Raw genomic sequence first — 13,721 nt, forward strand, 5'->3', positions numbered from 1 at the left:
AAAAAGAGGTCAGTTGAACGGCAGTGTGGTCCTCAGGCGTAAGCGGCCAAGGCCTCCGCAAGATCGGCACCGCTCAAGCCTTTGCCCAAGAGTGCTGCAAGCAACAACCGCGCTTTGACCGCCGAGAGGTCTCCCGCAAGGATCGCGCCCTTTTCCACCAAAGTGACGCCGCCGCTGTCCTTGCCATAGATCGCCTGAGTGCGGCCTTCGTGACAGCGGGACGCCACCACAACCGGACAGCCCGACGCGATAAGACGCGCGGTGACATCAGCAAAGCCTTTGGGCGCATTGCCACGACCGAAGGCAGAGAGCACGATGCCCGTTGCTCCCGCCTGCCCCGCCAGTTCCATCAGACGCGGCGTCGAGCCGAGGCCCACGCCAATCAGCTCGACATTCGGATCAAGCGCAGGGGTCTCGAGCGCCACGCGGACTTTGGCCGGGCGGGTATAGAGATGGACGATCCCGTGATCGACCTCACCGAATTTGCCGAGGCCCACGGAGCGAAACGTGTCGACCCGCGAGGTATGCGCCTTGGTCACATAGCGCGCGCCGTGGATGTCGCCCTCGAAGAGGATCACGGCACCGACGCCCGTTAGATCGGCACTGGCAGCGGCACAGATCGCGTCATGAATGTTGCGCGGACCGTCGGTGTCGGGTTGACCGGCGTGGCGCTGCGCGCCGGTGAAGACCACGGGCTTGTCGCTCTTGACCAGAAGCCAGGCGAGAAAGGCACTTTCCTCCATCGTGTCGGTGCCATGGGTGACGACAACGCCGTCCACATCCGACCCCGCCAACACCTCATCGATCCGTGCGCAAAGCCGATGAATGGTTGCCAGATCAAGCGCATAGCTGCCCGCCGCCTCGAAATTCTCGACGGTGACCGTGATGCCATCCAACGGCTGATGCAGGCTCGCAAGCAGGGTTTCACCGCTCAGCCCGGCATTGACGGCACCTGCGGTTTTATCGGCGGCGGAGGCAATGGTTCCGCCAGTGGCGATCAAGACGACATGTTTCATCGGTGTCTTTCCGTGTTCAGCAATTTCAAGAGAGCGGCCCTAGCTGGCGCGACGTTGCGCGCGGCCTTTCGCGGCGGCGAGATCGACCAACTCGCTCCAGCGACGCACGACGTAATTGTGCTCGTCCATGGTCGAGTTCCAGATCGCGATGTGATGCGCGCGGTCCTTGCGCGACCCGCCAGAACGGGTTTCGCCCGGACGGATCGCCGGACGCCCGGCCACGTCAACGAGTTCTTGCGGCGCCGGAAGACCCTCATACCAATAGTCCCATTCCGCCTCGGACATATGCGCTTTCACCCGGTCTGGCACAGACATGTAATAGCCCTGACGCGCCACAACGGACCCTGCATAGCCATCCAGATACCAGTTCAGCCATTCATAGGCCCGGTCGAGTTTGTCGTCTTTCAACAGACGCGACAGGCACATGCCGCCATGCCAGGCACGATAGCCTTCGAGCGGGCGGGCCTGGCGGACATGAATGCCGCGGCGTTTCATTTCCACAATCGTCGGCGACCAGATCGAGGCGAGCTTCAACTCGCCGTTCATAAAGCGCTCGACCGGTTCATCGGCGCGCAGCCAGAAGGGGCTGAGGTGACCGGCATGAATGAGGCTCTTGCCGTGTTCGATGAGGGCGTCGATTTCCGCCACGGACATATTGCCCATGTTTTCGAATTCCATCTGGCCCGAGGCCGACAGCGCCAGCGCCAGATCGAAGAGACCGATCGCAGGCTCATCGACCAAAGACACGCGCCCTGACCATTGCGGGTCCAAAAGCGCCGCCCAGCTTCGAATGTCGCGGTCGACGTCCAGCCCTTCGGTCTCCACCCCGAAACTGTCGAAGTTGTAGAAGGTCGGCAGCATGGAAATCTGACCGCTCGGACTGTCTGAAAGCGTCATGTCATGTTGCACGAAAAGGCGCGAAGCGGGCACATCTCCCAAGGCCTGACGCCCACTTGTCCCCATGATCCGCGACAGCTCGTCGAGATCGTCCCAATGGGTGATCCGGCGGGTGTCGATGGCCTGCACGGCACGCCAGTACCAGACAATGTCGAGGTTGTGGAAACACTGGTCGTAGATATCATAGCTGGACGGATCGAGCGCGGCGGTGCGTTGCGCGCTGTTGAAATCCATCTCGATGAATTCGAGCGGAAAGCCCAAGTCCGCCTCGGCGCGATCCTTGAGAAAGCGCCACGGTTGAATTTCCGTGGTGAGGATGCGAAGCGGCTCCGTCATCAGGCGGCGGCCCGGACCCCGGAGAGCCCCGTGAACGCGGCAAAACTGCGGCGGATTTGTTCGGGCGAGAGCCCTTCGAGAATAAAGACGATGCGCGACTGGCGCGGGCCATCCGGCCAATGCGTCATATGCGTTGGCGCGTGCACAAGATGCTGCACACCGTGAACCGCAATGGGCCTGTCTTCGCCTTCGAGCGCCAAAATACCCTTCACCCTGAAAATCCTATCACCATGCTTATGCAGCAAGAGTGTAAGCCAGGTTCCGAACATAGTCCAATCGATCTCACCCTCAATAACGAGGGAAAAGCTTGTCACGCCCAAGGCTTCGTCGTGATGCGCCGCGTTGTGATCGCTGTGAGCGTTGTGGTGATGGTGGTGGTGCCCCTCATGATCGCAGGCAGGTCCGCACTGATGCGTCTCATGCGAAACCAAAGCCGCGGCAAAGGCGGCAGGGCCAAAACCACCGAGGATGGTCTCGACCGGCTCCTCCGTGGTCATGATCCGCGCCGCCGGGTTGATCCGGGTCAAACGGTCGCGCAGGGCCTGATCCTCGCCCGGCTCAGTCAGATCGGTTTTGGTCAACACAATGCGATCCGCCGCCGCGATCTGGCGGACGGCTTCGGCGCGATGCTCGACCTGAAGCCGCGCGTTAACCGCATCGACCGTGGTCAGCACGCCGCCATTGGTGAAATGCGAGCGCAGCACCGGATGCGCGGTCAGCGTTTGCAACACAGGGTAAGGATCGGCCAGCCCCGTGGTCTCGATCACCACACGGTCAAAGGCGATCTCGCTGCGGGCGCGCAGGCTGTCGAGATTGGACAGGGCGTCAGCCACCTCGCCACGCACGGTGCAACAAATACAGCCGGATTTGAGCAAGACGACGTTGTCATCGATCCGGTCGAGCAGGTGGTGATCCAGCCCCACCTCACCGAATTCGTTGATCAACACCGCCGCCCCCGCCATCGACGGGTCTTGCAACAGGCGTTGCAACAGCGTGGTTTTGCCGGAGCCCAGAAACCCGGTGAGCAGAATAACAGGTGTCATGCGTCACCTCGCGCTTCCATCCAGGAAATCAAAGCATCATCAAGCGGATCAAAGTCGCGACCCGCGAGGGCTTCGGCCTCGGGCCAGAGATGCGACAGCGCCTCAAAGACGCTCGAGGCCCCGGTCGGAGAGGTCACGACATAGGACCGCCCCTGCCAGACATCGAGTTTGACGCGACGGTAAGAGAGAATGTCATTCGCGGCTTTCAAGCGGCGCGCGGCCTCGGCCCGACGGGCGGGCATATCGTGGTTGCGTGTGTAGACGCCCGGCCGCGCAATCGCGTTGGTCCAGTGATCGTCACACCCGAGAATACCGCACAGGGAACACATGGTCCGCTCCTCTCAAATCCGTCGAAAAAGACGGACGGCACAGGGGTGGCCGTCCGCCCAGTGAACCCACGAGGAGTCAGCCGCGTGGGAATTTCGCGTCGTAATTGTCCGCCATCTCGTTCATGGTGACAAATTTGACGCCCTCATGCGAGGCCATGTGCTTGAACAGACGTTCGAGCATCAAAAGCACCTGCGGACGACCGGAGACGTCAGGGTGGATGGTGATCGGAAAGACCGCGTAATCCATGTTTTCATAGACCCAGTCGAACTGGTCCTGCCACATCTGCTCGATGTCGCGCGGGTTCACAAAGCCATGCGAGTTCGGCGATTTCTTGATGAACATCATCGGCGGCAGATCGTCGAGATACCAGTTGGCCGGGATCTCGATCAGATCGGTTTCCTCGCCACGCTCCAAGGGCTTCATCCAGTCTTCCGGCTTGCCCGCGTAGTCGATCTTGGTCCAGCTGTCGCCCACGCGCACGCGGTAGGGTTCGAAATCTTTGTGCATCAGCGAGTGGTCATACTTGATGCCTTTTTTCAAAAGCAGCTCGTTGGACACCGGCGAGAATTCCCACCACGGTGCCACATAACCGGTCGGACGTTTGCCGGACAGCTCGGTGATCAGATCGATACATTTGTCCAGAACGGCCTCTTCCTGTTCCGGGGTCATGGCGATCGGGTTTTCGTGGCTGTAGCCGTGGATGCCGATCTCGTGGCCGCGTTTGGCGACCTCTTTCATCTGCTCCGGGAAGGTTTCGGCGGAGTGACCGGGGATGAACCAGGTGGTTTTGATGCCGAGCTTGTCGAAGAGATCGAGCAGACGGATCGAACCGACTTCGCCCGCGAACATGCCGCGGGAAATATCGTCCGGGCTGTCTTCGCCGCCGTAGGAACCGAGCCAGCCGGCCACGGCGTCCACATCAATCCCGAAACCGACGAGAATTTCTTTTGCCATTGGATAAGTCTCCTGTTGGATAATTAAGCGTGAATGAGGGTGATGGAGGCCGGGTCGATCCCGAGAGTGACCGGCGCCCCAAGCGTCAGGGCGCGCACTTCGGGGCGATCCGCACTGACTTCGACGGCGACGTCGCGCTCGCCCGGCAGGCGGACCTTGAGATGCCCGACCGCGCCGACGAGATGACGTTCGGCCAGAACGCCGTCGATGCGAATCTCGTCCGGCGTGTGCAGCGGCGCGATGCGGAAGGCTTCGGCAGGAACGACCGCGAGAGTCTCATCGCCCTGGCCCACGCCTTTCATCATGCCGTAGGGGGTTTCGATCATCCCGAAGCCGGTGCCCGCCGCGCCTTTGGCCGTGCCTTCGAACACCGTGTTCGAACCGATGAAATCCGCGACAAAGGGCGTTTGGGGGCGGCGATACAGCTCGCGCGGGGCAGAGATTTGTTCGACCACACCGTTTGACATGACGACGACACGGTCCGACAGGCCCAAAGCTTCGGATTGCGCGTGGGTCACGAAGATAAAGGTGATGCCCAGCTCGCGCTGCAACAGTTTCAATTCGTTCTGGATGATCCGGCGCAGGTTGGCGTCGAGCGCGCCCAGAGGCTCGTCGAGCAACAGAATTTCGGGTTCAACCACAAGGCCCCGCGCCAGAGCGATCCGCTGACGCTGACCGCCCGACAGTTTGTCGGCCTTGCGATCCGCGAATTGCTCCAGATCGAACATGTCGAGGATGCGATCCACCTTGCGGTTCCGCTCGGCCTTGGGCGTGCCTTTGACGTCGAGGCCAAAGGCGACATTCTCGCGCACCGTCATATGCGGAAAAAGCGCGTAGTTTTGGAAAATCATCGAGGTCGGACGTTTTTCCGGCGGGATATGGGTCACGTTCTGACCCATCATCATGACCTCGCCATTGGTGATGTCCTCGAACCCGGCGATCATCCGCAGCGTGGTGGATTTGCCGCAGCCAGACGGGCCGAGAAAGGCCACGAATTCGCCCTTTTCCACCTTCAGATCGAAGTCGGAAACAGCAACGGTGCCATCGGAATAGGTTTTGCCGACGGAAATCAGCTCGAGATCGTAGATCATGCGATCAGCTTTCGTGTTTGAAGTGCAGGACATGGGCGGGCGGCCCTGAAGAGGGGAAGAGGGCCGCCCGCCTGCTCGGATCAGGCGTTCAGGAATTCGTCCCAACGCATGATCAGATGGTCGTATTCATCCGGCCACTGGTGCCAGTAAGCGACGTTGGACGCGCGCTCTTCGAGAGAGCCGCCATCGCGCAGATCGCCCGGGTTGATGCCGCGCTCGGCTTCGCCTTTCCACGGCGCCCCTTCGTACCAGAAGGCATAGGCGTCGGGATCCATCGCCTCTTTGATGTTGGTCGAGGGCGAGTAGTAACCCTGTTCGGTGACCGCGATACCCGGCTCGCCCGACAGCCAGAAGTTGGCATAGGCGATGACGGCTTCGCGGTTCGGCGTGCCTTTGAGCATCGACGGCCCGATCGCCCAGCCGCGCGTGCCTTCTTTCGGCGTCGCGTATTTGGCGGGTTTACCTTGGGCTTTGACGGCCATGACGGCGGGCTGCCATGCGTCGCAGACGACCATTTCGCCGGAGGCCATCAGGTTGACGAGCTCGCCAAAGTCGCCCCAAAGCGCACGGAACTGACCGTCTTTCTTTTTGGAGATCAGGAACTTCGCGGCTTCGTCGATCTCGTCCATCGTCGGGTTGCCGGGGTTCTTGGCTTCCAACAGACCGAGCGAATTCATGGCGAGGATGGCCTGACCGATGGCGATGAGCGGGTCGACGTTCAGACCGGATTTGCCCTTCCACTTCTCATCGAACAGCGCAGTCCAGGTGTTGGCTTCCTCGTCGGTGAGGACCTCTGGGTTATAACCGATGGAGTCAAAGTTGTAGACGGCCGGCACCATGTAGAGCTGGGTTTTGGCGTCATCCGCCCAAATCTGACCAGAGATTTGCGCGCGCGCATCCCATTTCGGATTGGTGGTGGTGAAGGTGTCGCGGATCGAGGCCCAGTTCGGCAGATCAGCGGCGGGGATGGGTTCGACGTTGTCTGTCGCGATCAGCGCCGGAAGACGTTCGCCGATGATTTCCCAGCAGTCGTAATCAGACGAACCGGAGAGGATTTTGGTCTGCGCATCCGGGTAGGTGGACGGCGTGCCGGAGGTGGTGCCGACGCCGGACGCGGCTTTGAACATCTCGAGGATACGGTCTTGCACGGTGGTCGAGAGACCTGTGGTGCGCAATTCCTGCTCCGAGAGATTGGCGGCATAGGCCATACGCGACCACGGGTGCAGACCCGAGCCGAGGGCAGCAGCGCCCGCGGCGGCCCCGTATTTCAAAAAGCTACGGCGATTGGGTGTCAAAGTCATGGTGTCTTTCCCTGTTGATATTGACGTGGTGACATTGAGTGAAGTGCGGGGGCGTTCGTCGCCCCTCGTTGGCGACCTCAGTAGCGGCCGGGGGTCAGCCCCCCGTCCACAGTGATGACCTGACCGGTGAGGTAAGAAGCATCGGAGGAGGCGAGAAATGTGATGACGTTGGCGATCTCGGCAGGCTCGCCCAGACGCTTCATCGGAATGTAGGGCGAGGCGATCTCGGCCGCGTCTGGACCGAGGCTGTGGCCGGGATTGAGCAATTGCGCGGTGCGGATATAGCCGGGGGCGACACCGTTGACGCGAATGCCCTTGGCGGCGAATTCAACGGCGAGGCCGCGAATGAGACCGATCACACCGGATTTGGCGGTGGAGTAATGCACATGCTCGTCCCAACCGTAGTTGGTGCCCATGATCGAGGAAAGGCAGATGATCGAGGCCCCCTCTTTCATCGCCGGAAGCGCCGGGCGGATCACCCGCATCATGCCGTAGAGATCGACGTCGAGCGTTTCGTGCCAGGTCTCATCGGTCATTTCCGCCATCGGCACGCGCAGGGCAATACCGGCGTTGGCGACGATCACGTCGATGCCGCCGAAGCGTTCGTTAAGACCGCCAACCAGCGCATCCGCCGCCTCGGTCGAGCGCACGTTCAGCGCGTGAAACTCGGCGCTTCCGCCCGCGGCTTCGATCTCGGCGACGACCGCTTGGCCTTTGTCTTCGAGCACATCGGTGACGATCACATGATCGCCCTTGGCCGCGAACGCGAGAGCGGCTGCGCGACCGATGCCAATGCCCGCACCGGTGACGAGAACAATACGTTTATCCATTTGAGAGCTTTCCATTTTCTGGGATCACAACATGACATCGCCGGAGTTCGGCCCGAGCGTTTGCCCGACGAACAGAGCGGCATCGTCAGAGACGAGGAAGGAGACGACACCGCCGATTTCCGCCGGAGAGCCAAAACGCCCGAGCGGAAGGTCCGCGCGTTTCGCGGTCTTCCACTCCTCGGAAAGCGCCTCGACGAGCGGCGTGTTGATCGGTCCGGGCGCCACGGCATTGACGCGCACGCCCTGGGTCGAGACCTCGCGGGCCAGCGATTTCGTCATGCCGATCACGGCGGCCTTGGCACCGGCGTAATGGACCAGTTCCACCCCACCGATTTGACCGAGCTGCGAGGCGATATTGACAATATGCCCCTGCCCCTTTGCCAGCATCGCGGGCAGGCAAGCACGGGTGCAAAGGTAGTTGCCCCGCACATGCACGGCGAAGATTTTGTCGAACATGGCAGGCTCGATCTCGGTGAACCGCGCCTGATGGCCAAAGCCCGCGTTGTTGACCAAAATCTCCGGCGCGCCGAAATCTTCGGTGATCAGATCAACCATCTCGGTGACGGCGGCCTCATCGCTGACATCGGCGGCATAGGCGCCTGCGACACCGCCGGCTGCGTGGATTTTCTCGACGGTCGCCTTGGCGGCCTCAAGCGAGAGATCGTTGACAGCAACCGTGTGACCATCGGCGGCAAGGCGGAGTGCGATGGCCGCACCGATGCCGGAGCCTGCGCCCGTGACGAGAGCAATCATCATGCGTCCTCCTGACCGGAATAACGGGAGGCCTTCGAGGTGAAGCGTTTCATCAAGAGGCCGTAGATCACCAGAAGCGTGAAGCTGAACAGCGTGGTCAGCACCCCGAAGGCGAAGATGTTGGGATAAATCTCCACCGAGAACGTCCCGTAGATCGCCAGCGGCAGCGTCAGATCGCGACCGGCCGTAAAGAGCGTGCGGGCGAATTCATCATAGCTGAGCGTAAAGGAGAACAGCATGGCCGAGAGCACACCGGGGAAGATGATCGGGAAGGTCACGCGGCGGAAGGTCTGTGCCGGGCTTACACCCAAGGAGAGCGAGGCTTCTTCAACGGTGCGGTCGAACCGGTTGAAGATGGCCAGCATCACAAGGAAGGCGAAGGGATAGGTGTAGACCACATGCAGCACGAAAGAGGTGCCCCACCACGCCCGGGCAATGCCCAGAGTGTTGGACAAAAGCGCCATGCCAAGCCCCACCAGAACGCCGGGCACCATCATGCCAAGGATGATCAGGTAGAATGCCGGACCCGACCCCTTGAACCGGGTGCGGAAGGCTTCGGCGCTCATGACGCCCAGAACGGTCGAGACCACGGTGGTCATGAAGGCCAGCACGATCGAGCGCAGCAGGCTATCGCCCACCGGAAGCTGCGAGACGCGGGAGGTTTCGGCAAAGCCCAAGAGGTGCTCGTACCAGTAGACGGACCATTCGCGGATCGGGAATTGCGGACCGCCATCGGCGCTTTGGAACGACAGGATCGTGAGAACGATCATCGGCCCATAAAGGAACAGCAGAAAGAGGACGGTATAAAGGGCGAGCGTCGGACGCAGGATACGGGATTCCATGGCTCACATTTCCTTTCGCAGATCGACGAGACGCAGCGCGAGCGCGATCACGGCGGTGATGATGATGGTGAGAACCACACCGGCGACGGCGGCGAAGGCCCATTTGAGAGAGCCCACCTGGCTCACGATGATGTTGCCCAAGAGGTTGGTCTTACGGCCCGACAGCGAGGCGGCTGTAGCAAACTCGCCCAGCACCATGACGGATACAAAGATCGACCCAACCATGACCCCCGGCAGCGAAAGCGGCAGGATGATGCGGCGGAAAATCGTCCCGAAAGAGGCGCCGAGATCACGCGCGGCCTCGATCACGGAGATGTCGATCCGGCCTAGCATGAAGGTGATCGGCCCGACCATGAACACGCAGTAAATCTGAGTCATGCCAACAAGGACGGAGAATTCGGAGAACAGCAAAAAGGTCAGCGGTTCAGAGATGATCCCGAGTTTCATCAGGATCATGTTGATCGCGCCTTCGGTGCCCAACATCGGACGCCATGCGATGACGCGGATCAGGAACGAGGTCCAGAACGGGATCACACAGGCGACCAAGAGCGCGGTCTGAAGCGTCTTGTTGCGCACGAAAAGCCCGATGAACAAAGCCACCGGATAGCCAACGACGATGGTCGCAATCAGAACGATGAGCCAAATCCGCAGCGTGGTCCAGATCGCGCCCAGATAGGTCGCGGAACTCAGGAACCGCTCCCAGCTGGCCGTGGTCAGGGTCGAGTTCACGGAGAAGGTGGTCTGGGTCCAGAAGGACACATAGATCACCATGGCCATGGGCAGGACCATGAAGAGGGTCATCCACAAAAGCCCCGGCGACAAAAGCGCGATGGCGCGGCGACGGTCCTTTTTCTCGCGAAGCTCAGCGGGGGAATGGGTGGTGGTGGACGGGGTGTCCGTCGTGAGGGCAGTCATCAGGCGGCTCCGTGGAATTGGCGCAGGGCATCGGCTGCGAAATGAAGGTCATAGCCTTGGCCTTCGACCAGATCGGGAAGGCGCGGCTGGCTGAGGTGATCGACGACCTGCAAGAGGGTGCCGTCTGCGGCGCGGAAGAATGACAAGGCGGTCGGCCCGTTGAATTCGCCGGTGAGATAGGTGGCGTGCAACGCTGGGCGCTCGGTCGGGGCGGCCCCTGGGTCGCTCACATCGATCTGATCGAACCGCACCGCGATCGGTCCCTGCCCCAAGTCATGGTTACAAAGACTGGCGTCGAAAATGTTCCAGGCATTGAGGTGGCGCGCGGCCTCGGCATTGCCGGGATGGCTGAACAACATGTCCGGCGCGTCGGATTGCATGATCCGCCCATTGGCGAGCACGGCAACCTGATCACCCATGGTGAGCGCTTCGGTCTCGGACCCTGTGACATGCAAGAAGCTGACGCCAAGCCGTTCGCGGATCGCCTTCAACTCGTCACACATCCGCGAGCGCAGGTTGGCGTCAAGCGCGCCGAGCGGCTCGTCGAGCAGAACGATCCGCGGCTCACACACCAAAGTGCGGGCCAGAGCGACGCGTTGTCTTTGACCGCCGGAAATCGCGCTCACACCGCGATGACCAAAGCCGGTCAGACCGACCAACTCCAGAGCGGCTTCGGTGCGATCCTTGATCTCGGTCTCATTGGTCAAGGGCGCATGAGCGCGATGCCGCAGACCGAAAGCGACGTTCTCCGCCACGGTCAGATGCGGAAACAACGCGAAGTTCTGAAACACGAACCCGATGTCACGCAGATGCGAAGGCTGGCCGTCGATGCGCTCACCGTGCAGAGAGATCGTCCCCTGATCCGGCTCTTCGAACCCCGCGATGAGACGCAACAACGTCGTCTTGCCTGCCCCGGACGCCCCCAACAGGGCCATGTAGGTGTTTTCCGGAACGACGAAGTCCACGCCATCCAAGGCCGTCGCACCGCCATATCGGCGACTTACCTGATTGAGAGTCAGCACTGAATATTCCCCGCGTCGAGTTTTTCGATTTTTTTGATACAAACATCATTTCACTCGAGTCGGCAAAGTAAAAAATGACTTTTGCATTCCAAAAATCATTATTTACACGCATCACGCGACAGGAATTTCAGATTTTTGCTCCAAAATTAGACAATTTAGCTAATTTTTTGATCAGGAGATAAATTTGAAAATCCAGCCTCCAGAACTTATTGATTTTCTGTATTCAAAAACAAATTGCTTCCAACCATTCCAGCAGCCACCTATTGTCAGGAGAAGATTCTCGAAAAGAGGCCATGATGACCGTTACCGAAGCCACGTCCCGCAGCAGCGACGACAGTGACAAGCGCGCGCCTCTTTTCGAACTGGCGGCAGAACTCATTCGCAACAATATCGCCCAGGGCTACCTCTATCCCGGCCTCGTTCTTCAAGAGAGCGCGCTGTCGGAGCGCCTCGACATGTCGCGGGCAACGGTCAAGCGCGCTTTGGAGATCATCGAAGACGAAGGCGGCGTAGAGCGTTTTTCTGGACGGGGCTTCGTGGTCTCTAACCCCTTGTCTGGAGAGCAAAATATCCCGAAGCGCGAGGACCTGCGGCAGATCGAGCTCGACCTGACCACCCTCGACGGCAGCGCCGGAAAGCCGAGCTGGCTGCGGGTCTATGATGATGTCGCCTATTACGTCACACGCTGTCCGGTGTTCGGCGGCTACCGTATCTTTGAGGCACAGATGGCGGAAGAATACGGGGTGTCACGCACCATCGTTCGCGATGTGTTGGGACGTCTTCAGGAGCGTGGCCTGATCCACAAAAGCCGCACTTCGCGGTGGATCGTCGAGCCGCTGACCTCAAAGAAGATCAAAGACAAATACGAATTGCGCGGCATTTTAGAGGTGGCGGCGCTGTCTTCGGCGAAACTCCCGACAGAGCAGCTGCGCGAATTGGCCGATGAAATTCGCGCCCTCTCCGCGCAAACCGCGCCGACGCCCGCGCAATGGTTCTCGCTGGATCGGCGTTTTTTCGAAATGGTGGTGCTAACCACGCCGAACGAAGATCTGGCGAATTACGCCTCCAACAACCGGCTGGCGCTAGAGGCCTGTCAGGCTGCGTTCTTCTCGCTGGGCCTGCCGCCCGACACGCAATCCATCCTCGAGCTGGGCCAAGTGATCGAACTGGCGCTCGCGGGATCCATCAAAGCGGCGGAAAGCATGTTGGCGATGCACTTAAAAAAGGCCCGCGACCGCACGATTGCACAACTCAAGATTACCGCGATCCTGCCACCGCCGTCCGATTTTCCATCTTACCTACAATTTACGTGAGATGTCGCAGCTTCCGTCAACAAATGCGCGGCAACTGCTCCCCGACCAACATATCGACGATGCGCCCCCCACCGAAAAGGGTCCGCATCGTCACTCGTGGCCCCACTCCGGCAACTTTCGCCTGACCAATGGCCACTGCACCTTCGCCTTCCGGGACCGATCGCATGGCAGACAGCGCGGCGTCGACCTCCTCGGGCGCGACGAACACCACCAGTGTGCCTTCGTTGGCGAGATAAAGCGGATCAAGTCCGAGGATTTCACACATGCCTTTGACTTCCGGCCGGATCGGCAGGGTGTCTTCGGAGATTTCGATAGCGACATCGGCCTCTTCCGCGATCTCGTTCAGAGTAGAGGCAAGGCCACCACGCGTCGCATCCCGCGCACACCGCAGAGAGGGGCAAGCCGCCGAGACCGCCGCCATCAGGTGACCGAGGCTCGCACAATCGGATTGAATGTCGGCGCTAAGCGCCATGTCCCCCCGCGCCGCCAAAATCGCCGCACCATGATCGCCCAGCACGTGGTTCACAATGGCCACATCCCCCGGCTGCACATGCGTCGCACCCAGATCGAGACCGGGCGGGATGACCCCCACGCCGGAGGTCGTGACAAAGACCTTATCCGCAGAACCGCGCCCGACGACTTTCGTGTCGCCCGTAACGATCTTGACCCCGGCCTTGTCGGCCTCCTCTTTCATCGCGGAGACGATGCGGCGCAACAGATCAATGTCGGTGCCCTCCTCAATGATGAAGGCCGCTGACAACCACAGAGGCGTCGCGCCGCCGACGGCCAGATCGTTCACTGTGCCACAGACCGCGATCTTGCCGATGTTGCCGCCGGGAAATTCGACCGGATCCACCACGAAGCTGTCTGTCGTGAACGCAAGCCGCGCGCCCGGCTGTTGCAGAGCGTCCGTCATAAGGCGTGCCTGATCCTCAGAGCTCTCGGGCTCGAAGACGGAGGTGAACACCTCGCCGATCAGATCGCGCATCGCTTTGCCGCCGCCCCCATGGGCGAGCGTGACGTGTTGATCTCTGAGTGCCATGTCTTTGTCTTTCTTCTTGGCTCAAATACTCATTTC

The 13,721-nt window shown here is 60.6% G+C and carries 14 protein-coding genes; 1 reads left to right on the plus strand and 13 read right to left on the minus strand.

The window, feature by feature from the left end; translation table 11 throughout:
• Window positions 1-32: 32 nt before the first annotated feature.
• From J5Y17_RS15815 to J5Y17_RS15870, 12 genes are all read right to left on the minus strand, one after another.
• Window positions 33-1,016 (minus strand): asparaginase, encoded by a 984-nt coding sequence (locus J5Y17_RS15815; protein WP_219786421.1) that lies wholly within the window; start codon window positions 1,014-1,016, stop codon window positions 33-35.
• A 39-nt stretch (window positions 1,017-1,055) separates the two neighbouring features.
• Window positions 1,056-2,249: a PotD/PotF family extracellular solute-binding protein gene (locus J5Y17_RS15820; protein ID WP_219786423.1), complete on the minus strand. Its 1,194-nt coding sequence runs from the start codon at window positions 2,247-2,249 to the stop codon at window positions 1,056-1,058.
• Entirely contained in the window at window positions 2,249-3,292 is a 1,044-nt protein-coding gene (locus tag J5Y17_RS15825) for a GTP-binding protein (RefSeq protein WP_219786426.1), read from the minus strand. Before J5Y17_RS15825 ends, J5Y17_RS15820 begins: the two co-directional genes overlap by 1 nt.
• A complete protein-coding gene (locus J5Y17_RS15830) occupies window positions 3,289-3,621 on the minus strand; it encodes a hypothetical protein (RefSeq protein WP_219786428.1) in 333 nt (110 codons plus the stop codon). The genes J5Y17_RS15825 and J5Y17_RS15830 overlap by 4 nt, the downstream gene beginning before the upstream one ends.
• Before the next feature lie 76 nt (window positions 3,622-3,697).
• Window positions 3,698-4,576, minus strand: coding sequence for a polysaccharide deacetylase (locus J5Y17_RS15835; protein ID WP_219786430.1), 879 nt, complete (start codon window positions 4,574-4,576; stop codon window positions 3,698-3,700).
• Window positions 4,577-4,599: 23 nt separating this feature from the next.
• Entirely contained in the window at window positions 4,600-5,667 is a 1,068-nt protein-coding gene (locus J5Y17_RS15840; RefSeq protein ID WP_219786432.1) for an ABC transporter ATP-binding protein, read from the minus strand.
• An 80-nt stretch (window positions 5,668-5,747) separates the two neighbouring features.
• On the minus strand, window positions 5,748-6,968 hold the full coding sequence (locus J5Y17_RS15845; RefSeq protein ID WP_066704823.1) for a PotD/PotF family extracellular solute-binding protein: 1,221 nt from the start codon (window positions 6,966-6,968) through the stop codon (window positions 5,748-5,750).
• Between the two features lie 77 nt (window positions 6,969-7,045).
• The gene (locus tag J5Y17_RS15850; protein WP_219786433.1) at window positions 7,046-7,798 is read right to left on the minus strand and encodes an SDR family NAD(P)-dependent oxidoreductase; all 753 of its coding nucleotides are present in this window, start codon (window positions 7,796-7,798) and stop codon (window positions 7,046-7,048) included.
• A 24-nt stretch (window positions 7,799-7,822) separates the two neighbouring features.
• Window positions 7,823-8,554, minus strand: coding sequence for an SDR family NAD(P)-dependent oxidoreductase (locus tag J5Y17_RS15855; RefSeq protein ID WP_255572145.1), 732 nt, complete (start codon window positions 8,552-8,554; stop codon window positions 7,823-7,825).
• Entirely contained in the window at window positions 8,551-9,393 is an 843-nt protein-coding gene (locus tag J5Y17_RS15860; protein WP_066704814.1) for an ABC transporter permease, read from the minus strand. Before J5Y17_RS15860 ends, J5Y17_RS15855 begins: the two co-directional genes overlap by 4 nt.
• Before the next feature lie 3 nt (window positions 9,394-9,396).
• Window positions 9,397-10,308 carry an ABC transporter permease gene (locus J5Y17_RS15865; protein WP_219786435.1) on the minus strand — a complete coding sequence of 304 codons (912 nt, stop codon included), beginning with the start codon at window positions 10,306-10,308 and terminating at the stop codon, window positions 9,397-9,399.
• Window positions 10,308-11,330, minus strand: a complete 1,023-nt coding sequence (locus J5Y17_RS15870; protein ID WP_370628980.1) for an ABC transporter ATP-binding protein — start codon at window positions 11,328-11,330, stop codon at window positions 10,308-10,310. Before J5Y17_RS15870 ends, J5Y17_RS15865 begins: the two co-directional genes overlap by 1 nt.
• Window positions 11,331-11,626: 296 nt before the next feature.
• Between J5Y17_RS15870 and J5Y17_RS15875 the strand changes: the two genes are divergently transcribed.
• Window positions 11,627-12,643, plus strand: a complete 1,017-nt coding sequence (locus J5Y17_RS15875) for a GntR family transcriptional regulator (protein WP_219786437.1) — start codon at window positions 11,627-11,629, stop codon at window positions 12,641-12,643.
• A gap of 16 nt (window positions 12,644-12,659) precedes the next feature.
• Here the strand turns inward: J5Y17_RS15875 and hypE are convergent, their stop codons facing one another.
• Window positions 12,660-13,685 (minus strand): hydrogenase expression/formation protein HypE, encoded by a 1,026-nt coding sequence (gene hypE, locus J5Y17_RS15880; RefSeq protein ID WP_219786439.1) that lies wholly within the window; start codon window positions 13,683-13,685, stop codon window positions 12,660-12,662.
• Window positions 13,686-13,721 lie beyond the last annotated feature (36 nt).

This window comes from Celeribacter sp. PS-C1 (assembly GCF_019429625.1).
Classification (GTDB): domain Bacteria; phylum Pseudomonadota; class Alphaproteobacteria; order Rhodobacterales; family Rhodobacteraceae; genus Celeribacter.